The organism is Chryseobacterium sp. StRB126, assembly GCF_000829375.1.
Lineage (GTDB): Bacteria > Bacteroidota > Bacteroidia > Flavobacteriales > Weeksellaceae > Chryseobacterium.
In genome coordinates this window covers 191676-215897 of record NZ_AP014624.1, presented here as the reverse complement: position 1 = coordinate 215897, position 24222 = coordinate 191676, and the positions used below count along the sequence as shown (strand labels likewise).

Below are 24222 nucleotides of genomic sequence, written 5' to 3'. Positions count from 1 at the left end.
TTCTAGTGTTTTTATCTTCAACTATACTGTATCCATGAAGGTTTTCTCTACTTTGTTAAAGGTAATGACTCCTATTACTAGAAGAATCAGAATGATAACAGTACTGGCCACCAGCATTACCGGAGAAAAATCTCCCACTCCTAGCCAACCATATTTGAAACATTCAAAAATACCCGTTAGTGGATTGAATTTTGCCAGCTTTTTGAAATACCCCGGAAGCATAGATACCGGGTAAATTACCGGAGTAGCATACATATATAAGCTTATGCCGAATGTTAAAAGCATACTTAAATCCTTATATTTTGTAGTAAGTGCTGAAAATATCATTCCAACCCCCAGAGCAAAAAGAGCCATAAGGATGAGTAAAAAAGGAGTTACTAAGAGCCACCAGTTGGGAGAAATTTCATTGTTGATAAAATAATATACCCATACAATCAGGAATAAGATAAACTGAACGCTTAAACGCATCAAGTTTGAAATAACAATCGAAATGGGTGTTACCAATCTTGGGAAATATACTTTACCAAAGATATTGGCATTTCCTGTAAAGGTTGCTGTAGTGCCCAGCAGGGCTCCGGAAAAATAATTCCATAAAGTAACCCCGGAAAGATAAAATATAATGCCGGGAGCACCATCTGTAGGCAATTTCGCAAATCTTCCAAAAATAATCAGGTAAGTGATTGTTGTAAAGATAGGATTGATAAAAAACCAGATTGGTCCCAAAATGGTTTGCTTGAAGCTTGATATGAAGTCCCTCTTCACAAACATGTAAATAAGATCCTTATATCGCCATACTTCCTTGAGTTTTAAGTCAAATAAAGAGTGATTTGCTTCAATGGTTTCTGTCCACTTTTGCTGTGGTTCATTCATCTGTGTAAGTTTTTACAAATTTATAATAATTAATTCTTACCGGATTTCCTAGTTTGTAAATTTTTGTTTACATAAAACTAAAAAATAACAACTAATATATTGATATTTGTTATTATGAACAAAAACTATTGACTATAAAGCCAATAGTTTGTAAAGTTTATAAATGATATGGTTATTGACCAACGAGTTGTTTCAAATACTGACCGTAGCCACTTTTTCCATATTTTACTGCTGTTTCCAGTAATTTTTCCTCATTGATGAATTTATTTCTGAAAGCAATCTCTTCAATACATCCAATCTTAAAGCCTTGTCTTTTTTCAATAACACTTACAAATTCAGAAGCGTCGTGAAGAGAGTCAAAAGTTCCTGTGTCCAGCCATGCTGTCCCCCTGTCCAGAACACCTACTTCAAGTTTTTCATTTTTCAGATAAACATTGTTGATGTCTGTGATCTCCAATTCTCCTCTTTCAGATGGTTTTATATTTTTAGCGATTTCCACTACATGGTTATCGTAAAAATATAATCCAGGAACTGCGTAGTTAGATTTAGGCTTTAAAGGTTTTTCTTCAATAGAAACAGCTTTAAAATTATTATCAAATTCTACAACACCATACCTTTCAGGGTCTGCAACGTGGTAAGCAAAAACAACACCTCCATCCGGATTAGTTTTGTTTTTTAATAAAGTCCCCATTTCAGAACCGTAGAAGATATTATCCCCTAAAACAAGTGCTGCAGGATCATTACCTATAAATTTGTCACCCAAGATAAAGGCTTGCGCTAGTCCATCCGGGCTTGGTTGTACAACATATTCTATATTACAACCTATCTGAGAACCATCACCCAATAGTTTAATGAACCCAGCTTGGTCATGCGGAGTGGTAATAATCAGGATATCCTTAATTCCAGCTAAAAGTAAGGTGGATAATGGATAGTAAATCATTGGTTTATCATAAACAGGCATTAATTGCTTGCTTACGGCAATGGTTAGAGGGTAAAGTCTTGTTCCGGATCCTCCGGCTAATATTATTCCTTTCATCTTTTTTATTATTTGGTATTCTCTATTGCATAGTCCATCTGATTTTTGATATTGAGATCGATAGCAGGAGTCATTAAAAGAGCGGAGTTGTTTTTGGACAATTGACCTCCAATACTTTTATGAAACTTTATCAGCTCTTTTAAATGGTCTTCTGATATAAAAGAGAATGAACTATATAACGAAATTTTAAAATCATCAAAATTGAAATTGCTGATGATGGTATGAGCCTGTTCTTTAGTGAGTAGTTCTTTTGGGGGATCTACACTGTAATCGAACATTTTTAGCTCAAGATATTCTTTAGCATAATTGATCAATGCTCTTTGGTAATGAGATGCTTCTATAAACTCATCTATCAGCCGTTGCTTTGATGAATTGGACATCGCTGGCGGAGCTGGCAACTCCTGCGCAGATATCAGATAAGAAAACATTACAAAAAGCAATGATGCAATATACTTCATTATTTTAGTTATACTGGTTTTCGTAATATTTTTGATAATCTCCGTTGGTTATGTTTTCCAGCCATTCTTTGTTTTCAAGATACCAGTCGATCGTTTTACCTAATCCTTCTTCAAATGTTACAGATGGTTTCCAGCCTAATTCTTTGTTTAATTTATTAGCATCAATAGCATAACGTTTATCATGGCCAGGTCTGTCTTTTACAAAAGTGATTAGCTTTTCAGAGTGCCCTTCAGGTTTTCCTAATTTAGCATCCATTTGCTTAATTAATTCTTTTACCAGATCAATATTTTGCCATTCGTTGAATCCTCCGATATTGTAAGTTTCTCCAGTTTTAGCTTCATTAAATATCTGGTGAATGGCTCTTGCGTGATCAATAACAAATAACCAGTCTCTTGTGTATTTTCCATCTCCATAAATAGGTAAGGGTCTTTCGTTAATGATATTGGAAATACAAAGTGGAATTAATTTTTCAGGGAAATGGTTGGGTCCGTAGTTATTTGAACAGTTTGAAACAATAAACGGCATTCCGTATGTATTTCCATAAGCCCTTACCAAATGATCTGAAGCCGCTTTTGATGCTGAATATGGAGATTGTGGATCATAAGATGTTGTTTCAAGGAAGAACCCTGTTTCTCCTAAACTTCCGTATACTTCATCTGTTGAAACATGGTAGAATAGGTTTGTTCTTTTTTCGTCCGGGAATCTGCCATGCGTGTGATCAGGATTTAATGTCCAGAATTCTTTGCAAAGGTTAAGAAGATTTGCAGTACCATTTACATTGGTATTGATAAATGCCATCGGATCAGTAATACTTCTGTCAACATGGCTTTCTGCAGCTAAATGAACAACTGCATCCGGATTATATTTTTCAAAAACCCTTCTTAATTCTTCAGGTTTTGTAATATCTGCTTTTTCGAAAACATAATTAGGTTCATTTTCAATGTCCTTTAGGTTCTCAAGATTTCCGGCGTAAGTTAATGCATCAAGATTGATGATGGTTATATCCGGATTGTTTTTTACAAATTCTCTTACAACATGGGATCCAATGAATCCTGCTCCTCCCGTAATAATGATATTTTTCATTTCTTTATTTTGTAATTGTTTTTCTGCCTATACTTTTATAATAAAACCCATTTTGCTCTGGGATTTCAAGTGGATACATATTCCTTCCATCAAAAATAACTTTATTTTTCATTTTATTAGCCATAAGTTCAAAATTAGGATTTTTGAATTCCGGCCATTCTGTAGCAATAAATAAAGCATCTACATCTTCCAGTGCATCATACATTCCTTTAGCATATTGTATTTTGTCTCCCAGAAGTTTTTGTACATTGTTTTCAGCAACAGCATCATAAGCTACTACTGTTGCTCCTTTTTCTAATAAAAGAGCAATGTTATCTAAAGAAGACGCTTCTCTGATGTCATCTGTGTTGGCTTTGAAAGCAAGTCCCCACATTGCGATCTTTTTTCCTTCAATATTCCCCCCGAAGTATTTTTCAATTTCAGAGACAAGGATTACCTTTTGTGAAGTATTTACGTTTTCTGTAGCTTCCAGAATCTGGAAGTTGAAATTTTCCTGTTTTCCAGATTTTATAAGGGCTTTTACATCCTTAGGGAAGCAGCTTCCACCATATCCGATTCCTGGGAACAGGAATCTGTGCCCGATTCTGTCATCACTGCCCATTCCTAATCTTACTTTATCTACATCCGCACCCACTTTTTCACAGTAGTTGGCGATTTCATTCATAAAGGTAATCTTTACAGCTAAGAATGAATTGGCCGCGTATTTTGTAAGTTCAGATGATTTTTCATCCATGAAAATAATTGGGATCCCTGTATTGGTAAATGGCTGGTAAATTTTAGCCATAATATTTTTAGCCTTTTCAGAACTAGCACCTACAACTACTCTTGAAGGGTTCATAGAATCTTCAACAGCAAAACCTTCTCTTAAAAATTCAGGATTAGAAACAACATCAAAAGGAATGTCCGTTTTAGAAGATATGGCTTCCCTTACTCTGTCTGCAGTACCTACAGGAACGGTGCTTTTGTTCACGACAACCTTGTATTCGGTCATCATTTCTCCAATGTCATTTGCTACCTTTAATACATAGGAAAGGTCTGCTGAACCATCCTCGCCGGGAGGGGTAGGGAGTGCCAGATAGATCACTTCACTTTTGTCTAAAGCTTCTTTTAAATTGGTGGTGAAAAATAATCTTTCAGATTGGATATTTCTTAGAAACATCTCTTCAAGGTTCGGCTCATAGATGGGAACGATGCCGTTTTTCATACCTTCTACTTTTTTTTCATCAATATCAACACAGTATACTGAATTGCCAAGTTCTGCAAGCGTAGTTCCTGTAACTAACCCTACATAACCTGTTCCTACAATCGTTATATTCAAAATGTTTGTTTTTTAAATTCAAAGACAAAAATAATAAAAATACCTTCATGTGCTTGTTTAATTTAATGTAAATGAATTTCGGTGTATTTGCTTGATAATAAGATAATTTTGCATTTTTGGAAAAAAAGCGTATATTTGCAATGGATTTACGGAAAAAATGGGAAGGCTTCGCAAGAAAGCCTTTTTTCGTACTGTAAATCAAGATAAAAGAATGTATGGAGTTTAAGAAAAGAATTGAAGAATTATTAAATGAATTCCTTGAAGCTAGAAAAGATCTTTTCCTTATAGATCTTAAGATTTCTGCAGGGGATGATGTTACAGTGATTTTAGATGGAGATAATGGAGTTTCTTTGCAGGACTGTCTTGATGCAAGCCGTGCTATAGAATTCAATATGGATCGTGAAGAGCATGACTTTAGCCTTCAGGTGATGTCTGCAGGATTAAGCGAGCCATTAGTAACACCAAGACAGTTCAATAAAAATATAGGAAGAGAGATTGAGGTGATGTTGGAGGATTCTTCTAAAATTGAAGGAGAATTGTCAAAAGTAGACGAAGAGAAGATCACTCTTGTTTTACGTTACCGTAAACCGAAAGACATTGGGAAAGGAAAGGTGGATGTGGAAGAGGAAAAAGAAATTCCTTACACTGATATCAAAAAGGCATTAGTAGTAATTAAATTTTAAAAAAGAAAAAAGAATAGATGGATAATATAGCGTTGATTGAATCCTTTGGTGATTTTAAAGACGAAAAGGGGATCAGTAAGATTGATCTTATGGCAATTATTGAGGATTCACTGAAGACACTTTTGAGAAAAAGATTCGATTCAGATGACCACTTTGATGTGATTGTAAACCCGGATAAAGGAGATTTTCAGATATTTTTGAATAAAACAATTGTAGAGGACGAAATGTCTGAAGATGACGATTTGGAAATTGAAATTTCTGAAGCGAAGAAGATTGACCCTACCTTCGAAGTAGGTGAGGACTTTACAATGGAAATTCCTGTTGCTCAGTTGGGAAGAAGAAATATTCTTACCCTCAAGCAGATTCTGGCTACAAAACTTCAGGAGCATAATAATGCAATGCTGTACGAACAGTTTAGAGATAAAATTGGTGAAATTGTTGTGGGGGAAATCCATCACATCCGTCACAAACATGTAATTTTGTTAGATGACGAAGGAAACGAATTCATTTTACCAAAAGAAAACCAGATCCCATCCGATTTCTTTAAAAAGGGTGAGAATATCAGAGCTATTGTTGAGACAGTAGATTTTAAAGGTTCAAAACCGCAGATTATTATTTCCAGAACTGCACCTAAATTCCTAGAGAAATTATTAGAGCTGGAAATTCCTGAAATTCAGGACGGAACTATCATTCTTAAAAAAGTAGTGAGAATTCCGGGAGAAAAGGCGAAGATCGCAGTAGATGCTTATGATGACAGAATTGATCCTGTAGGAGCTTGTGTGGGAGTGAAAGGATCCAGAATTCATGGAGTAGTAAGAGAATTGAGAAATGAAAACATCGATGTTATTCAGTGGTCTAAAAACCCTGAGATTTTGGTGAAGAGAGCTTTAGGTAATGTTACGGTTAATAAAATTGACATCAACGAAGAGGCTAACTATGCGTTAGTATATACTCCTGTTGAAGAAATTTCTAAAGTAATTGGAAAACAAGGACAAAATATCAGACTGGCTTCTTGGTTGTCAGGATATGAGATTGATGTTTATAGGGAGTCCAGCGAGGATGACGATGTTGAATTGAGAGAATTTAATGACGATATCGAGCAGTGGATTTTGGATGAGTTTAAGAAAGTAGGCCTTACGACTGCAAAATCAGTATTGGATAAAGAAACTGAGAGTCTTTTAAATATGGTTGACCTTGAAGAAGAAACAATTGAAGAGGTTAAACGTATTCTGAGAGAAGAATTTGAAGATTAAGATGTGAAATAAATCTTAATAAGACAGTAAAAAGGAAATACTTTAATTTTAAAAATTAAAAAACAGTAAATAATATAGATGCCAAAAATTAGATTAAATAAAGCGGTTAAGGAATTCAATATTTCGATGTCCAGATTAGTAGAGTTTTTACAGTCAAGGGGGTTCGAAGTTGAAGGCAATCCTAACGCTCAATTGGAAGAATCGGCATATTCTGCATTGGAAGCTGAGTTTGCCAAAGATGGCGAACAAAGAAAGGCTTCCCATGAGGTGGTGATCACTAAAGTTCCGGAAGAAAAGCTGGAAATTGAAGAGAAGAAAACCCCTGAAGTGATAAGAGCTAAAGCAAATAAACCAGAAACTAAAATTTTAGGTAAAATAGATTTAGAACCTGCTAAGCCTGAAGTTGAAGAAATACCTGCTGCTCCTGTAGCAACACCGGTTGAAGAAAAGAAAGAAGTAATAGTGAAAGAAGAACCGGAAGTTAAAGCTGCTCCTGAAAAGCAGGAATTTAAAGTTTTGGATAAAATTGATTTGTCTCAGATAGAATCTAGAAATAGACCTGTGAAAAAAGACAAACCAAAAATGGAGGAGAAAAAAGAAGAAGCAAAACCGGTTGAACCTGTAAAAGAAACTCCAAAACCAGTGGTAGAAGAGAAAAAAATAGAAGCTCCAAAAGTGGAGGCTGAACCTGAATCTCAGGAACCTCAAAAAATTGAAACTGTTTATCAGAAACTGGACGGTCCTAAGATCGTAGGTGAAAAAATTGACTTAACTCAGTTTGCTCCAAAACCAGGTGCTGGTGCTAAAAAGAAAAGAAAGAGAATTGAAAAGCCAGGTGGTGGAGGTCAGAATAACCAAGGCCAAGGTGGAAACAATCAAAACTCTGGAAATAACCAAGGTGGCCAAGGCGGAAACCGTCCACACAATAATAATGGTGGTGGACAAGGTGGAAACCGTCAAGGTCAAGGTGGACAAGGAAACCGTCCACCGGGTCAAGGAGGAGGCCAAGGTGGAAACCGTTTCGGAAATAACCAAGGAGGAAACCGTCCAGGTGGCCAAGGTGGTGGCGGCTTCAAAAAAGGAGGTCAAAACAACAGACCTGGTCAAAGAGTTATGCCAGTTGAATTAACTGACGAACAAGTTAAAAACCAGATCAAAGAAACCTTAGAAAAACTTACCAACAAAGGAGGTAAATCTAAATCTGCAAAACACAGAAAAGATAAGAGAACTTACCGAAGAGAGCAAGATGAGCGTCAACAAGAGCTTGAAGCACAAGACAGAACTCTTAAAGTAACAGAATTCATTACAGTAGGTGAATTAGCCAGCTTAATGAATGTTTCTCCAACTGAAGTAATTTCTGCATGTTTCTCACTTGGGGTAATGGTTACCATGAACCAAAGACTGGAAGCAGATACCTTATTATTAGTAGCTGATGAATTCGGTTATAAAATTGAATTCTCTGATGCAGATCTTGAAGATACAGAATCGGAAGATGAAATTGATACTGAAGAAAGCTTAGTATCAAGAGCACCAGTAGTTACTGTAATGGGACACGTTGACCACGGTAAAACTTCATTACTGGATTATGTTAGAAAAACTAATGTAATTGCAGGTGAATCCGGAGGTATTACTCAGCATATCGGTGCTTATAACGTGAAACTGGAAAATGGTCAGAGAATTACATTCTTGGATACACCTGGTCACGAAGCGTTTACAGCGATGAGAGCAAGAGGTGCACAGATCACGGATATTGCGATTATTGTAATTGCAGCCGATGATGATGTAATGCCACAGACCAAAGAAGCAATTGCCCACGCGCAGGCTGCACAGGTACCAATGATTATTGCAATCAACAAAGTTGATAAGCCAAATGCTAACCCAGATAACATTCGTCAGCAACTTTCAGGATTGAACCCTCCGGTTCTTGTGGAAGAATGGGGTGGAAATGTTCAGGCGCAGGAGATCTCAGCTAAGTTTGGTAATAATGTAGATGTACTATTGGAGAAAGTTTTATTACAGGCTGAAATGCTTGAATTAAAAGCAAATCCTGAACGTACAGCAAACGGTGTTGTTATTGAAGCATCTCTAGATAAAGGTAGAGGTTATGTGGCTACAATGTTAGTACAGACCGGAACCTTAAGAGTAGGAGACTATGTAGTAGCAGGTAAAAACCACGGTAAAGTAAAAGCTTTGCTGGATGAGAGAGGGAAAAACCTTGCGGAAGCAGGTCCTTCAATTCCGGCAACAATCTTAGGATTAGACGGAGCGCCAACAGCTGGTGATAAATTCCGTGTGTATGCTGACGAAAGTGAAGGTAAAGCTATTGCAAACAAGAGAGAACAACTTCAGAGAGAACTTTCTATCAGAACGAAAAAACATACAACGCTTGAAGAATTAGGTAGACGTATTGCTTTAGGAGAGTTCAAAGAATTGAACATTATCCTTAAAGGAGACGTGGATGGTTCTGTTGAAGCACTTTCTGACCAGTTACAAAGATTATCAACAGAAGAAATCAGCGTTAAAATTCTTCACTCAGGTGTAGGACAGATCACAGAATCTGATATCAACTTAGCGGCAGCATCTGATGCTATTATCATAGGATTCAACGTAAGAGCTGGTGCTAATGCAAAAGACCTTGCAGACCGTGAGGAAATTGAAATCAGAACATATTCTGTAATCTATAAAGCAATCGATGAAGTAAAAGAAGCAATGGAAGGAATGCTTTCTCCGGAAATTCAGGAGCAGGTAATAGGAAATGTCGAGATCCGTGAGGTATTCAAGATTTCTAAAGTTGGTTCAATTGCTGGTTGTATGGTTCTTACCGGAAAAGTAACAAGGCAGTCTAAGGTACGTCTGTTAAGAGATGGTATCGTGAAATTCGACGGAGAGCTTGAAAGCTTGAAGCGTTTCAAAGATGATGTAAAAGAAGTAACAAAAGGTTACGAATGTGGATTGAACTTAAAAGGTTATAACGATATTGAAATCGGAGATATTCTTGAAGTTTACGAAGAAGTAGCTGTTAAGAAAAAGCTGAAATAATTTCAGATAAATAGATAAAAAAAGTCGTCTCATTGAGACGACTTTTTTTTTGCTTATACTCACTTTGTTAAAGTGTTTTTTATAAAATACCCCAAGTTCGGAATCATAAAATTAAGGATAATAGGCTGTAAGCTGGAAGAGAGAGGCTGGAAGTTACTATCGGAACTACAATTTCTGACGTTGCCGTAAAATTTGATGAAGCAGTCTTTAAAGGAAGAATAAATTACATGGTTTTAAGTTTTTTTTAAACCTCAACTTACTTACTTCTCCCAGCTCCAGGCTTTCTTACTTACTAAAAACAGAAATATCTTAATCCGAACTCAGGTTAAAATAAATCGAAACTCTTTAATAAAAAATTTTAGTTTTCAATCCACGCATTTGTGGTATTTCTAATCTGTTTCTAGATATGAGAAAATGTTAAAATAGTTTTTTACTGATAATAATGTTGTTATGCGATTAATGAGTTGCTTAATAGGATTTTTAACTGAAAAAAGAAGATATATCATGTACTATATAAAACTTTGCATATTGCTAAAATTGATTAATTTTTTTTATTTTAAATATCTATTTAGCTGAAAATTAGCACTATTATAATTTAGATTTATTATAAATAATTTTTTTTACATCGAATTATTAATTGTTAATTCCTTTTTTGGAAGGTTTATTTTTTATTTTCAATAATAAAGGTGTGTAAATATTGTGAATCTTTCTGTTTTGGAGGGGGTGTTTCTATTGTATTGTGAATGAAAATCACTAATCTGTGCATATAAAATTTGCTAGTGTTAATATTTATTAACATATTTGCCTCTAAAATATATTAAAATTTGTTAATATGAATGTTAAACTACGTGTATTAAGTGCTGGAGCATTGTTCTTCTTGGGGCAAGCAGCTTTTGCGCAAAAAGCAAAGAAAGATACCATAACTTCAAAAACAATTGATGAAGTTGTTATTACAGGATCTTATGGTATTAAACAAATACCAGAACAGGTAACCGGATCCGTGGGAGTAGTGAAGGGAGATATTTTGGATAAGCCAACTGCTGTTTCGCTAGATAACTTATTGCAAGGACAGTCTCCGGGATTAATGTCAACTGCTAGTAGTGGACAGCCTGGTGCAAATTCTATTACATTAATTAGAGGTCTAACTTCCCTTACAGGAGATAATAATCCTTTATATGTTATTGATGGAGTTCCAATCCCATCAGGAGATATTTCTGGATTGTTAGCTTCTCAAAGTGCATTGTCAATGATTAACCCAAGTGACATTGCTGATATTAAAGTATTGAAAGATGCAGTTGCAACAGCACTATACGGATCAAGGGGTGCGAATGGTGTAATCTTAATTACAACTAAATCTGGGAAGAAAGGAAGATCTCAAATAAATTATACCAGCGAATTAGGAGCATCTGATGTTGCTTTTGATAAAATGAAGATGCTAAACGCTGAAGAGAGTACTAAATTATTTGGATTGTCACTTTATAATTCTGGTGATGCTTCATCTCTTCAAGAAGGTTATGATATTGCAAAGTCTGAGTTTGGATGGGATGGAAAATCAGATACAGATTGGAATAGCTTAGTAAGACGTAAGAATCCATTTTATACTAGACATAACTTAAGTTATTCAGGAGGATCTGAAGGTTTCAATATCTTTGCATCATTAGGATATTTAAAGCAAGAAGGTTTAGCTAGAGATGCCTCATTTGATAGATATACAGGAAGCTTAAGAGCTGACTGGAAGGCCAGTGATAAATTAAACCTTAAGTTTAGTACGAACATGGCTAGAACGGTACAAAAAGGACCTACAGATGGATCTTCTTTCTCTAACCCAGTGTTCGCGGGACGTATTATGTCTCCCACTCAAAATGCGTATAACGCTGATGGGACATATAAGGTAACTGATTTGTATTTTACAAACCCAACCTTTAATCCAGCTGCTCTTCAGGATAATAACATCAATAAAGGAACATTTAATAAAGTTTTATCAAGTGTAGATTTAGATTATAAGTTTTTACCAAATTTTAGATTTAACTCAAATTTTGGTATAGATTACACTACATCTTCAGAAATTACATTTTGGAATCCTGACTTTGGAGATGGTTTGAATACAGGAGATCCTAACGGAAACGGAAACTTATATAACGCTGTTAGAAATAGATTAACTTGGAACTGGTATAACTTTGTTCACTACAGTAATGTTTTTGCAGAAAAGCATGATGTCAACATTTCAGTAGGTACAGAAAGTACACACAGAAATACTGAAGCAATTGATATGGGAACTCAAGGATTTGCCAGTGGTGTACGTCTTCCTTATGCGAATGCAGGTGTGAATCCTGTATCATCTAGTTCTAGTGCAACAAATACTGCCTTGATGGGGTATATTGCGAGAGCTAGCTATACTTATGATAAATTCGTAACAATATCCGGGTCAATTAGACGTGATGGTTATTCAGGATTTACAAAAGAATGGGGAACATTTTATGGGGTAGGTGCAAGTGTAGATGTTTCTAAATTCATAGGAGATGGATTTGTTAAAAAACTTTCTGTAAGAGGAAGTTATGGGGAAAATGGTAACCCGGCAGCAGGAGCTTATGATAAATATGCTCAAGCAGCATTAAATGGAGCTTATTTGTCGGCAAACGGAAGTTTCTTATATAATGCAGTAGGTGTTGAAGGGGTGAACTGGGAAAAATCTGTTAAGAGTGATATCGGATTAGAATTTACTTTAGGTAAAAAAAGCTTCTTAAAAGGTACATTTGATATTTATAGAAATAAAAATGCCGATTTGGTATATAGAGTTCCATTGCCAGGAAGTATCGGGATTCCTAATTATACATCCAACATCGCTAGTCTAATCTCTAAAGGGTTTGAAGCTTCATTAACAGCAAGAATTCTTAATAATGAAAACTTCAACTGGAGTGTAACTGGTAATTATAGTTATAATGCTGGGGAAATCTCTAAATTGAATAATGATGGTGTTATTCAGCCAGGAGGATTAAAAGGATGGGCTGTAGGACATAACCCTACAGAGTACTATACAAGATTATGGGCTGGAGTTGATCCTAAGAATGGAGATCCATTATGGTATACAGATGATACTATGACTAAGACTACGAATAATTCAGGTCTTGCAAAATTATCATTTACTGGTAAAAAATCTCTTCCAACGCATATGGCAAGTTTCATAAATGATTTTAATTATAAGAATTTTAAGTTATCATTTATGTTTACTTATCAGGGAGATTACTATGTGTATGACAACTGGGCGTTTGTATATGGAAGTGATGGAGCTTATGCTTATTTAAATCAATTAAGTAGTACATTGTATGATTCTTGGACACCTGAAAATCCAAATGCTTCTAGACCTAAATATATTTATGGAGGAAATAAAAACTCTACAGCTGCATCTACCAGAGATTTATTCAAAGGAGATCACATCAGACTTAAAAATATTGAAGTTGGGTATAGATTTAATAAAGATTTCTTGAATATCAAAGGACTTAATGGTCTTTATGTATATGCAAGAGGGGTGAATTTATGGACATATGCATTTGATAAAAAATTATATTTTGATCCGGAATCTAACTCAAATGCGAATGCAAGTGTAGCTGCTAATTTAGGGGTCTATGACCAAACACAGCCAAACTTGAGACAGTATATTTTTGGTATATCACTAGACTTTTAAAAAAAAAAAATGAAAAATTATAAATTAAAAATAGCTTTATTAGCATCAACGGTTTTCTTTGCTTCTTGTAGCAATGACTTTTTAGATGAAAAACCTACGACTACTCTCCCTTTAGAGACGGCTATAACGAGTGAGCTTACTCTTAAGACTGCAGTTAATGGTTTATATAATATGATGCAGAATACAGGTGACTTATCATTAAATAGTTCTCTTGTTACACAATCATCTTATGGTGGTCTTATTTTAACTTTTAATGAATTATTAGCAGATAATGGTTTTGTAGGATTAAAAAATTCAAACAGATTTTCAACTACAAGAAGTAAAGACTTGTCTTTTTATGTAGCTACGAACGGAGATGTTGCAAATTTATGGAATTCATTATATAGAATTATTAGTAATGCCAATTTGGTTATAGAAAAAGATGGTCAAATTGGAGATGATTTAAATACTTCAATTAAACCTGAAAATTATTTTGCACAAGCTTATACTGTTAGAGCATTAGCATATCTTCAGCTAGCTTCATTATATTGTGATAACTATGGAGAAACTAACCAAGAGTTAGGATTGCCATTAGTTGATAAGTTTGATATTCAGGTTAAGAAAAGTAGATCAACTGTAAAGCAGACTTATGATTTTATTTTAGCAGATTTGAAGAAAGCTGAAAAAAGTATTCTTACAGTTTATCCTGATTCACCAGCAGGTGAGAATAGTAAGAGACTTACTTTAAATGCATTAAACATGATCTATGCTAGATATTACCTTGCTGTTAAAGATTATCCTAATGCTCAATTATATGCTGAGAAAGTATTGCCTAATTTTAAAGGGTTGTCTATTGATAAAGTGAAAGATTATTTTAGCGTAAGTTCTGAAGGAGAATTAGACGAAACAATTTTCCAGCTTGATAATAATTCAAAAGATTTACCAAGTTCTAATGATGGTTTGTTGGCAACGTGGTCATCGGCAGGGACTTATAAACAAAACTTTGCAACAAGAGCTTTCTATAATAAGCTTGGTAGTGATGATGTTAGAAAAGATACTTGGTATCAGAATAATACATTTGTACAGACTTTAGGTGATAATCCTAAACCGATTGACGTTTTGAAGTATACATCTTTTGAAAGAGATATTGTAGTATTCAGAAGAAGTGAGGCTGTATTTATCAGATTAGAGGCGCTTTATCACACTAATCCAGCTCTTGCTCTTACTGAGCTTAATACTTGGGTTAAAACAAATAGAGCTCCTTCTTATGCTTATGCAGGTGCTGGTTCAGCTCTATTAGATGAAATTCTTTTCCAGAAAAATGCTGAATTATTCTTGGAAGGAACTAGAAGAACTGACTTGAAGAGAAACAACATTGGGTTTACAAACTCACAGACTCAGGTTGCTATAACTTCAGATAAAAAACAATTTAGATTTTTGCCAATTCCTCAATCAGAGTTGAACAACAATCCAAATATGGTACAAAATCCTGGTTACTAATCAAACATAGTATTATATATAACCCCTGCTCACAGCAGGGGTTTTTTATTTACTATTATTTCTTATTTTTGCTGAACAATAATGAATAATGAAGTATATCCTTTTCATAATCACTTTCTTCGGCTTCGCTGCCAATGCACAGGTTGTTAAAACAGAAGATGTTAAAACATCCAAGAAACCTGAAGATACTCTGGTCATAGACTCCGGGAAGAAAGATTCCTTGAAAATTTTCAAACCTACCATCAATGATTATCAATATCAGACTCAGTTTTCAGAAAAGAAAGTTTTTGATACGGTAATGACTTTTGATAAAACGTATATTTTTTCACAATATAATAACAACGATAACTTCGGAAGAGTACAACCTGCAAACATTGGGTCAGGTTTTAATCCATTGGTGTTTGAAGTAAATGCAGAGCAAAATTTATCTTTGTTGCCTTCCAATAAATCTTATATGATTCTTGGAGCAAATGATGTGAAGTATTACGATGTGAAAACACCCACGGCAACATTTATCTATCATAATGCAATGAGAAATGGAGCTGCATTAAGATCAACGTACACTCAGAATATTGGAAAAAGATTCAATTTTGCGATTGAATATATGGGACTTCGTTCTCAGGGACTTTATAGAAATTCCCTGTCTGCGAACAACAATACTATATTTTCAGGACATTATGTTTCGAAAAGTGGAAACTATGAATTGTTTGCACATTACCTTCATCAGAATGTCAACAATCAGGAGAGTGGGGGAATTACAGAAGATAACCTGTTTCAAAGTGGAGACAGCAATTATAAAAACAGACAGAATGCCCAGGTTTATCTTGCATCCACAAGTTCACAGTTTGCTTACAGAAGATATTATCTGAGCCATCAGTTTACCCCTTTCAATGCTGAAAAGTTTCCATTCCGTATCAGGCACACAATTTTCCATCAGGGGAATAAATATTATTATAATCAGGGAGGGCTGGAAGATTATTGGTATGAGACAGCAGCTGATTTAGTCAATGGATTTCCTTTGACAACGAAAAAATATTCCAGCAATCTGAGCAATACTTTAAGTTTAGTTTTTGATAATGAAAAATTCAAGTTAGATGCAGGAGTTCGTTACCAGATGATTAAGTTTGGAATCAATGATATTGTAACAATTAATAATGTGCCTTTTCCTTCAGAACTTAAAGAAAGCAGAATTGGGGCTGTAGGTAATCTACAGGTGAAACTTTGGGATAAAGTTCAGTTGAACTCATTCCTTGAGTTCTCAAACGGAAGTCAGTTTAAAAGTTACTTAAGAACTACGAATAATCTGAAATTTGAGCCGATAAAAGATTATTTTGTGAATGCAAAAGTAAACTTCCAGAGTGCTTATCCATCATTCAACTACTTATTGAATACTTCTGTGTATAATAACTTCAATTATTATCTTGAAAATGCGAAAAACCAATCTGTAATGGAACTTGGTGGAAGTATTAATCTTAAATGGTTTAAAACAGAAATCTTTGCGAACTATTTCAGAATCGATAATTATACTTATTTTGACAGCAGTCACGCTCCAAAACAAAGCGAAAATTCATTGAATATTTCTCAGATTGGAGGAGATGCAACTTTCAGTTATGGAAAATTCCATTTGAATACAAGATTGCATTTCCAAAATGCATTAACCAATAAAAATCTGCTTCCAATGCCAAGTTTTGTAGGGAGAGCTAATTTCTTTTATCAGACTCAGGCATTTAAAAAGGCGGCAGAAATTCAGGCAGGGCTTAAAGTATATTATTTCTCTAAATTTAATTCCAGAGAATACTTCCCGGTTCTTAATGAATATGTTCTTGCTGGCAATAATTCGTTTGCTATCGGAGGGCAGCCTATTGCCGATTTATATATTAATATGAAGGTGAAAAAAATGTTCTTCTTTATAGAAGGACAGCAAATTGGAACTGTTATTTCTACTAACAAAGCTTATGCATTTCCACATTATCCGGTCTATGATTTCAGACTGAATATCGGAATTGTGTGGTATTTGTTCAACTAAAAACTATACAGGTTGAAAACAATTAATAAAATATCATTTAATGATATAGAAAGCATACCTCAATTAGTAAAAGATTTTTTGAATCAAGATATTGAGGGTTTTGAAAATAAAACATTTTCTGTGGAGCATTTCAGCCAGCAGATTCACCTAAAAAAAGATTCCTTTTCTTCAGAACAGAGGAATATATTGTCTAATGTATTTGAAAAGCAGTTATCAGAGCTTACTCTTTCTTCAAAACAGAAAGAAAATATTGAAAACCTGAAGCTGCCCAATACTTTTACCATTACAACCGGGCATCAGCTGAATTTGTTTTCAGGACCGGTTTTCTTTGTCTATAAAATTTTACAGACCATAAAAACCTGCACCTATCTTAAGGAGCATTTTCCGGACTTTAATTTTGTTCCGGTATATTGGATGGCTTCTGAAGATCATGATTTTGCCGAGATCAATCACTTTAAAACGGAAAATAATTATTATGAGATTAATGAGAAATCCGGTGGACCTGTAGGAAGGATTAAGATTAGCGACACTTACTTTATTTCTGAATTTGAAAAAGAATTCAAAGATTCTGTTTTCGGTACAGAACTGATCTTAATGCTGAAAGAAGCCTATAAGGTTGGAAATACTTTGACACAGGCTATCCAGATTCTGGTGAATCGTCTTTTTTCAAAATTTGGATTATTGATATTAGACGGAGATTCAAAGGAGCTTAAAGAACAGATTAAAGATGTCTTTAAAGATGAGCTGCTAAATTTCAGTTTACAGGAAACTTCAAAAGATAAAGTGGATTTCTTGACTGACAAATATGGAAAAGTTCAGGTGAATCCTCGTGAAATTAATCTTTTTTACCTTTCTGAAACAAGAGACAGAATTGATTTTAATGGACAGAAATATTTTGTTGTAGATACAGATATTCAGTTTACAGAACAAGAAATCATCACTGAGCTTGAAAATTATCCTGAAAAATTCAGTCCGAATGCTTTAATGCGTCCGGTATATCAGGAAAAAGTATTGCCGAATCTTGCCTATATCGGAGGGAATGCCGAAATTATGTATTGGCTGGAACTGAAAGATTATTTCTCAAAATTAAATATTCCGTTCCCAATCCTGATTCCAAGAAACTCCATGCTTTTCCTGAAAGAGAAAACATTGGGGAAAATTGAAAAACTTGATCTTACAATAGAAGACTTCTTCCAGAATTTTACAGTAATTACCAACCGCAAGATTTTAAAAGATAATTCTATTTTAGAATTACTGGATAAAAAAGAAGAAATGTTCACCAGCAGCTTTGCTGAATTAAAAGCATCTGCCGAAACTACTGAGAAATCCTTTGGTAATATGGTGAAAGCAGAAGAAGTAAGACAGCTGAAATCATTTAAAAGAATGAAAAAACGCCTTCTTCATGCTGAAAAAATAAAGCAAAACGAATTGTTGGAAAGGCTTGAAAATCTGTTTTTAGATGTACACCCTTCCAAAACATGGCAGGAAAGAATTTATAACTTTAGTGTATTCTTTTCAGATGAAGGCTATCCATGGCTTGAAAATTGTTTGGAAGAGATGGTGGTTCAAGATTCCAAATTAATAATTGTTGCCATTTAATTTTAAAGAAGTATTTTTGTAAATTATAATTATCGAATATGATAAAGAGGTTTTTTATTCTTTCCAGTTTATGTATGGTTTTGGGAGTTTCAGCCCAGAAATCGCATACCGTTGTACAAGGTGACAATCCTTACAACATTGCAAAGAAGTATGGAATAACTGTAGATGAATTGCTGAAGCTAAACCCTAAACATAAAGATGGCAAGCTGGCTATCGGAGATGTTTTAACCGTAAAAACAGAAAAAGCAGCAGCTGCAGTTGCTCCTAAAACTGTTGCACCTGAAAAAGTGGGTACAATTGCGGGAACTCCGGTGGGTAAAATTATTTTGCAGCCTAAGCAAACAATCTATGGAATTACAAAACAATACAGAATCTCTGAAACAGATCTGAGAAAACTGAATCCTGAATTGGATTCTCACATGAAGATCGGGGATGAGATCACATTGCCTCTTACCAGTATCAAAAAATATGGTGGAGATCAGCCTACAGTAACGGCAACAGCAACAAAACCTGTAGAGACTCCTGTTGAAAAAACAGTAACAGCTACACCTACACCTGCTGTAGAAGGAGAAAATTACGTGATCCAGGCCAAAGATAATTATTACAGAATTACAAAACAGTTTGGAATCAGCCAACAAGACCTTTATACTTTAAATCCAGGATTGGAAGAAAAAGGATTAAAGCCTGGTGAGACTATCAAAATAAAAAGATCAAATACAGAAACTGTAGTTGAAACTACCAATTCAAAAGCAAAAATGGATGCAGGGAATGATAATCCTTCACCGGCTTCCAATAATGTAGTGATTGGTGATGACTATGTTACCTATACCGTTCAGCAGGGAGATACTGTATTCTCCATTGTAAATAAGTTTGGAGTAAGTATTGATGAATTAATCGCTCTTAACCCAGATCTTTCAAAAGGATTGAAAACTGGTATGGTTTTAAGAATCAAAAAGCAGGATCCGGTATACGTTAAGAAAAACGGAGATGCATTAAGTGTAGTATTGATGCTTCCTTTCGGATACAGTACCAACGAAACTCAATACAGAGGCATGGCTCTTGATTTCTTAACAGGTGCTAAACTTGCTATTGAAAGAAATGCAAGAGGAGGTCAGAAACTGGATGTGAAAATTGTAGATTCAGGGAATGAAGCTTCTTTCAAGAATTCTCTAACGCAGATCAATCCTGAAAATACAGATCTTATTATTGGTCCATTCTTTAAGTCCAATGTAATTGACGTATTAGATTTTACTAAAAATCAAAAAATTCCTGTAGTTGCACCATTTGCCAATACACCGGAATTGTACAACTATAACAATTTGATTATCGTTGAAACAAATAATCAAACCTATGCAGATAAACTTGTAGAAGAAGTTAAAGCAGTATATTCAGATCAAAAAATATATGTAGTAACAGACGCTAAAAAAGAAAATGCAAACTACATTAAATCAGGTCTTGAAAAAGCAGTAAAAAATCCTAATATCGTTATTGTAAACTCTCCGGCAGATATTCAGCTGGATCAAAATATGATGACTGGGCAATCGGCACCGGTAATTGCTGTTTTAGCCAATGAGGATATGGGTGACGTTTTTGCAAATAAAGTGATTGCTCTTTCTAAAGAAGTACAGGGGATAAAAGCATTCAGTATGTTCTACTCTCCGGTTTTTGAGAAGAAAGTAGATGATTTGAGCCAGGCAAGCCTGGTATATCTGATGGACAGAAAGATCAATACAGACGGGAACTTTGAAAAAGAGATTCTGGCAGCTTATAAAAGTAAATACTGCAAGACCCCTCCAAAATATGCTATCGTAGGTTTTGATGTGGTTAATGATATGTTGACAAGAGAAAATAAAAAAGGAGAAATTTTCAAACAGATGAATAAAGTGCAGACTCAGCTTGCAACAAAATTCGAGTTTGTAAAATCTAAAGCAAACGGAGCTTATGTAAACACAGGGTACAGAGTCATCCGATTGGTACCTTAGATGATTTATCTTTGTTTAAAAGGATATTGTTAACATTATAGTTATATTTGCATAATATTTAATTCAATACATGAAAGCACTTGTATTTCCAGGGCAGGGTTCTCAGTTCGTAGGAATGGGAAAAGAATTGTATGATTCTAGAAAAGATATTAAAGATCTGATGGAATCTGCCAATGAAATTTTAGGTTTCGATATTCTTTCCATTATGTTTCACGGAACGGATGCGGATCTTAAGAAAACAGAGGTTACCCAGCCTTCAATTTTTATACACTCAGTAGCAGCATTAAAAGCAGTAAACGGTCTTGGGGCTGAAATGGTAGCAGGACACTCTTTAGGAGAGTTCTCAGCATTGGTCGCTAATGGCGTTTTGTCTTTTGATGACGGTTTGAAATTGGTTTCTGAAAGAGCCAAGGCAATGCAGGAAGCTTGTGATGCTAATCCAAGTTCTATGGCAGCTATTTTAGGTCTTGAAGATGCTAAAGTTGAAGAAATCTGTGCACAGATCAATGGAATCGTGGTTCCGGCAAACTATAACTGTCCGGGGCAATTGGTAATTTCAGGAGAAACTTCTGCAGTAGAAGAAGCTTGTGTGAAATTAAAAGAAGCTGGAGCAAAAAGAGCATTATTATTACCGGTAAACGGAGCTTTCCATTCACCATTGATGCAGCCGGCTCAGGAAAGATTAGCAGCTGCTATCGAAAATACAAAATTCAGAAAAGCTACTATTCCTGTATATCAGAATATCACTACTACAGCAGTAACGAATCCTGATGAGATTAAACAAAATCTTATCGATCAGCTTACAGGCCCTGTAAAATGGACTCAGTCTGTACAGAATATGATTAAAGATGGTGCATCTAATTTCATAGAAGTAGGCCCAGGAAAAACCCTTCAGGGATTAATTAAAAAAATTGACGGATCTGTAGACTCTGCTTCTGCAATCTAATTCATAAAAAATATGAGCGCGATATTTTCACCGGGCAAGCTTATGCTTACTTCAGAATATTTCGCAATTGATGGAGCTCTTGTCTTAGCGGTACCTACCAAGCTAGGACAAGAGCTTTTCTTTGAAGAAAAAGATGATAACCAATCTTTAATTCTTTGGGAAGCCCTTCATCAAAACAGAACCTGGTTAAAAGCTGTCATTGATTATAAGACATGGCAAATTCTGGAAACCAATATTCCGTCAAGCGCTGAATTTATTGTCAAGACACTAAAGAACGTTCAGCAGCTTTCTGCTATAAAATTCAAAAACGATTTTACTTACCATTTAAAAACCAATCTTCAATTTCCGGCTGATTTTGGCCTTGGAAGCAGTTCTACATTAATGAACAACCTTGCAGAATGGTCGGATATTGATCCATTTTACTTAAATACAATCAGTTTAGGAGGCAGCGGTTATGATATTGCGGTTGCCAAAGAAAAGTCTGCAATTCTTTTTCAGAGCAAACCGGAGATCAGATATGAGAGGGTAGATTTTAATCCATCCTTTAAAAATGAACTGATTTTTATTCATTTAAATCAGAAACAAGATAGCCGGGAAGGAATCAACCTTTATAAATCAAAAAAGAAGTCTCAGGAATTGGTTAATGAATTTTCAGATATCACAAAGAAAATTTTATTATGCAATGAATTGGAAAATTTTTCTGAGTTAATGATGATTCATGAGCGTAAAATTTCCGATTTTATTGAAATTCCTACAGTTAAAGAAAAAATATTTTCAGACTGCCCTGTATTTGTCAAAAGTTTAGGTGCCTGGGGCGGAGATTTCGTGATGAGTGCCAAATTTGGGGGCTTTAAAGACTATTTTTGGGAGAAAGGTTTTACTACTATTTTTGAATGGGCTGATTTAATTAATTTATAATCAGTATTTTACACGTCCGTTTTTTTATTTGTCATTCTGACTTATATCAGTATATTTAAACCACCTTTAACAAATAATTAATATTATTTTTGTTGAAGTCAATAAAGAAATAGAAAATATAAGTAAAATGAAAAACACTAAAATCATCCATGATTTAGAGAAATTAGGGATTAAAGGAAACTATGAAGTAGTGTGTAATCCATCTTATGAAGAATTATACCAGGCTGAAGTTTCTCCTGAAAATCAGGGGTTTGAGAAAGCGGAACTTACAGAATCGGGCGCGGTATCAGTAAAAACAGGAATTTTCACAGGTCGTTCACCTAAAGACAGATATATTGTTCAGGATGATGTTACAAGAGATACAATTTTCTGGGATGGTAAAGTAAATTTACCAACGACAACAGAGATTTTCGGGTCTTGTAAAGAACTAGTGATGAATCAGCTTTCAGAAGCTAAGAAAATTTATGTTGTAGATGCATTCTGTGGAACGAATGCAGATACAAGACTTAAGGTAAGATTTATCATGGAAGTAGCGTGGCAGGCACATTTTGTTACGAATATGTTTATCCGTCCTTCTCACTTTGAGCTTGAGAACTTTGGAGAGCCAGATTTCACAGTAATCAATGGTTCTAAAACAACAAATCCTAACTGGGAAGCTCAAGGATTGAACTCTGAGAACTTCGTTATGTTTAACCTTACTGAAAAACTACAGATCATCGGAGGTACTTGGTATGGAGGTGAAATGAAGAAAGGGATGTTCGCGATGATGAACTATTATCTTCCATTAAAAGGTATGGCTTCTATGCACTGTTCAGCTAATGTAGGTGAAAAAGGGGATGTCGCTTTATTCTTTGGTCTTTCAGGAACAGGTAAAACGACTTTATCAGCAGATCCGAAAAGATACCTTATCGGTGATGATGAGCATGGTTGGGATAACAACGGAGTATTCAACTATGAAGGTGGATGCTACGCTAAAGTAATTGACCTTTCAGAAGAAAAAGAACCGGATATATTCAGAGCAATCAAGAGAGATGCACTTCTTGAAAACGTAGTAGTACATGATGGAGTAGCGGATTATACTGACGGATCTATCACTGAAAATACAAGAGTTTCTTATCCAATCTATCATATCAATAAGATTGTATTGCCATCTAAGGCTGGGCATGCGAAGAAGATCGTTTATCTTTCAGCAGATGCATTCGGAGTACTTCCTCCGGTTTCTATCCTGAATGAAGATCAGGCTCAATACCATTTCCTTTGCGGATATACCTCTAAATTAGCAGGAACTGAAAGAGGAATTACTGAGCCTCAGCCATCTTTCTCTCCGGCATTTGGTGAAGCGTTCCTTACATTACATCCAACAATGTACTCTAAAACATTGATCGGAAAAATGAAAGAACACGGAGCTAAAGCATATTTAGTCAACACAGGTTGGAATGGTACTGGTAAGAGAATTTCTCTAAAAGATACAAGAGCTATTATTGATGCAATCATTGATGGTTCTATTGATAACGCTCCTAGAGTTCAGGTTCCAATCATGAACCTTGAAATTCCTGCTGAACTTCCAAATGTTTCTAAAGGGATCCTAGATCCTAGAGATACGTATGAAAATGCTTCAGAATGGGAAGAAAAAGCAAAAGATCTTGCTGCAAGATATATCAAGAACTTTGAGCAGTATTGTAATACTGAAGAAGGTAAGAGATTGATCTCTTCCGGGCCTCAATTACAGGAACAAACTATCTAATCAGATATTATATAAATAGAAAGCCTCATCATTGATGAGGCTTTTTTATTTGTATTTCCCACAGATAGCACAAATTTCACAAATGAAAAATTTGTGTCATCTGTG

16 protein-coding genes are annotated in these 24222 nt (G+C 35.0%); 11 read left to right on the top strand and 5 right to left on the bottom strand.

All coding sequences use genetic code 11. The features are described from left to right. Positions 1 to 21: 21 nt before the first annotated feature. The 5 genes from CHSO_RS00980 to CHSO_RS00960 form a co-directional block, all read right to left on the bottom strand. A complete protein-coding gene (locus tag CHSO_RS00980; protein ID WP_045491370.1) occupies positions 22 to 870 on the bottom strand; it encodes an ABC transporter permease in 849 nt (282 codons plus the stop codon). Between the two features lie 172 nt (positions 871 to 1042). Then, positions 1043 to 1906, bottom strand: a complete 864-nt coding sequence (rfbA, locus tag CHSO_RS00975; RefSeq protein WP_045491367.1) for a glucose-1-phosphate thymidylyltransferase RfbA — start codon at positions 1904 to 1906, stop codon at positions 1043 to 1045. 8 nt (positions 1907 to 1914) lie between these two features. Further along, positions 1915 to 2364: a hypothetical protein gene (locus CHSO_RS00970; RefSeq protein ID WP_045491364.1), complete on the bottom strand. Its 450-nt coding sequence runs from the start codon at positions 2362 to 2364 to the stop codon at positions 1915 to 1917. A 4-nt stretch (positions 2365 to 2368) separates the two neighbouring features. Further along, positions 2369 to 3448, bottom strand: a complete 1080-nt coding sequence (gene rfbB, locus CHSO_RS00965; protein WP_045491361.1) for a dTDP-glucose 4,6-dehydratase — start codon at positions 3446 to 3448, stop codon at positions 2369 to 2371. Positions 3449 to 3452: 4 nt separating this feature from the next. Beyond that, on the bottom strand, positions 3453 to 4766 hold the full coding sequence (locus CHSO_RS00960; RefSeq protein WP_045491358.1) for a UDP-glucose dehydrogenase family protein: 1314 nt from the start codon (positions 4764 to 4766) through the stop codon (positions 3453 to 3455). A gap of 215 nt (positions 4767 to 4981) precedes the next feature. On the opposite strand from CHSO_RS00960, the gene rimP reads away from it, so the two are divergent. The 11 genes from rimP to pckA all read left to right on the top strand — a co-directional run bounded on the left by rimP (position 4982) and on the right by pckA (position 24117). Further along, entirely contained in the window at positions 4982 to 5449 is a 468-nt protein-coding gene (gene rimP, locus CHSO_RS00955; RefSeq protein WP_045491356.1) for a ribosome assembly cofactor RimP, read from the top strand. Between the two features lie 17 nt (positions 5450 to 5466). Then, positions 5467 to 6702 (top strand): transcription termination factor NusA, encoded by a 1236-nt coding sequence (gene nusA / locus CHSO_RS00950; protein ID WP_045491354.1) that lies wholly within the window; start codon positions 5467 to 5469, stop codon positions 6700 to 6702. Positions 6703 to 6780: 78 nt separating this feature from the next. Further along, on the top strand, positions 6781 to 9741 hold the full coding sequence (gene infB, locus CHSO_RS00945; protein WP_045491352.1) for a translation initiation factor IF-2: 2961 nt from the start codon (positions 6781 to 6783) through the stop codon (positions 9739 to 9741). An 832-nt stretch (positions 9742 to 10573) separates the two neighbouring features. Beyond that, positions 10574 to 13423, top strand: a complete 2850-nt coding sequence (locus CHSO_RS00940; RefSeq protein WP_045491351.1) for a SusC/RagA family TonB-linked outer membrane protein — start codon at positions 10574 to 10576, stop codon at positions 13421 to 13423. Between the two features lie 9 nt (positions 13424 to 13432). After that, positions 13433 to 14902 (top strand): RagB/SusD family nutrient uptake outer membrane protein, encoded by a 1470-nt coding sequence (locus CHSO_RS00935; RefSeq protein WP_045491349.1) that lies wholly within the window; start codon positions 13433 to 13435, stop codon positions 14900 to 14902. Positions 14903 to 14990: 88 nt separating this feature from the next. Further along, entirely contained in the window at positions 14991 to 16928 is a 1938-nt protein-coding gene (locus CHSO_RS00930) for a putative porin (RefSeq protein ID WP_045491347.1), read from the top strand. 12 nt (positions 16929 to 16940) lie between these two features. Next, entirely contained in the window at positions 16941 to 18527 is a 1587-nt protein-coding gene (gene bshC / locus CHSO_RS00925; protein WP_045491345.1) for a bacillithiol biosynthesis cysteine-adding enzyme BshC, read from the top strand. A 38-nt stretch (positions 18528 to 18565) separates the two neighbouring features. Next, the gene (locus CHSO_RS00920; protein ID WP_045491343.1) at positions 18566 to 20509 is read left to right on the top strand and encodes a LysM peptidoglycan-binding domain-containing protein; all 1944 of its coding nucleotides are present in this window, start codon (positions 18566 to 18568) and stop codon (positions 20507 to 20509) included. A gap of 70 nt (positions 20510 to 20579) precedes the next feature. Further along, entirely contained in the window at positions 20580 to 21455 is an 876-nt protein-coding gene (gene fabD, locus CHSO_RS00915) for an ACP S-malonyltransferase (protein ID WP_045491341.1), read from the top strand. A 12-nt stretch (positions 21456 to 21467) separates the two neighbouring features. Further along, positions 21468 to 22373, top strand: coding sequence for a GYDIA family GHMP kinase (locus CHSO_RS00910; RefSeq protein ID WP_045491339.1), 906 nt, complete (start codon positions 21468 to 21470; stop codon positions 22371 to 22373). A 127-nt stretch (positions 22374 to 22500) separates the two neighbouring features. Next, positions 22501 to 24117, top strand: coding sequence for a phosphoenolpyruvate carboxykinase (ATP) (gene pckA / locus CHSO_RS00905; protein ID WP_045491337.1), 1617 nt, complete (start codon positions 22501 to 22503; stop codon positions 24115 to 24117). Positions 24118 to 24222: the final 105 nt, after the last annotated feature.

What these genes read in the sequence shown, in the direction of transcription:
- CHSO_RS00980 (WP_045491370.1), bottom strand. Translation starts at nt 870, where the DNA reads ATGAATGAACCACAGCAAAAGTGGACAGAAACCATTGAAGCAAATCAC.
- rfbA (WP_045491367.1), bottom strand. Translation starts at nt 1,906, where the DNA reads ATGAAAGGAATAATATTAGCCGGAGGATCCGGAACAAGACTTTACCCT.
- CHSO_RS00970 (WP_045491364.1), bottom strand. Translation starts at nt 2,364, where the DNA reads ATGAAGTATATTGCATCATTGCTTTTTGTAATGTTTTCTTATCTGATA.
- rfbB (WP_045491361.1), bottom strand. Translation starts at nt 3,448, where the DNA reads ATGAAAAATATCATTATTACGGGAGGAGCAGGATTCATTGGATCCCAT.
- rimP (WP_045491356.1), top strand. Translation starts at nt 4,982, where the DNA reads ATGGAGTTTAAGAAAAGAATTGAAGAATTATTAAATGAATTCCTTGAA.
- nusA (WP_045491354.1), top strand. Translation starts at nt 5,467, where the DNA reads ATGGATAATATAGCGTTGATTGAATCCTTTGGTGATTTTAAAGACGAA.
- infB (WP_045491352.1), top strand. Translation starts at nt 6,781, where the DNA reads ATGCCAAAAATTAGATTAAATAAAGCGGTTAAGGAATTCAATATTTCG.
- CHSO_RS00940 (WP_045491351.1), top strand. Translation starts at nt 10,574, where the DNA reads ATGAATGTTAAACTACGTGTATTAAGTGCTGGAGCATTGTTCTTCTTG.
- CHSO_RS00935 (WP_045491349.1), top strand. Translation starts at nt 13,433, where the DNA reads ATGAAAAATTATAAATTAAAAATAGCTTTATTAGCATCAACGGTTTTC.
- CHSO_RS00930 (WP_045491347.1), top strand. Translation starts at nt 14,991, where the DNA reads ATGAAGTATATCCTTTTCATAATCACTTTCTTCGGCTTCGCTGCCAAT.
- CHSO_RS00920 (WP_045491343.1), top strand. Translation starts at nt 18,566, where the DNA reads ATGATAAAGAGGTTTTTTATTCTTTCCAGTTTATGTATGGTTTTGGGA.
- fabD (WP_045491341.1), top strand. Translation starts at nt 20,580, where the DNA reads ATGAAAGCACTTGTATTTCCAGGGCAGGGTTCTCAGTTCGTAGGAATG.
- CHSO_RS00910 (WP_045491339.1), top strand. Translation starts at nt 21,468, where the DNA reads ATGAGCGCGATATTTTCACCGGGCAAGCTTATGCTTACTTCAGAATAT.
- pckA (WP_045491337.1), top strand. Translation starts at nt 22,501, where the DNA reads ATGAAAAACACTAAAATCATCCATGATTTAGAGAAATTAGGGATTAAA.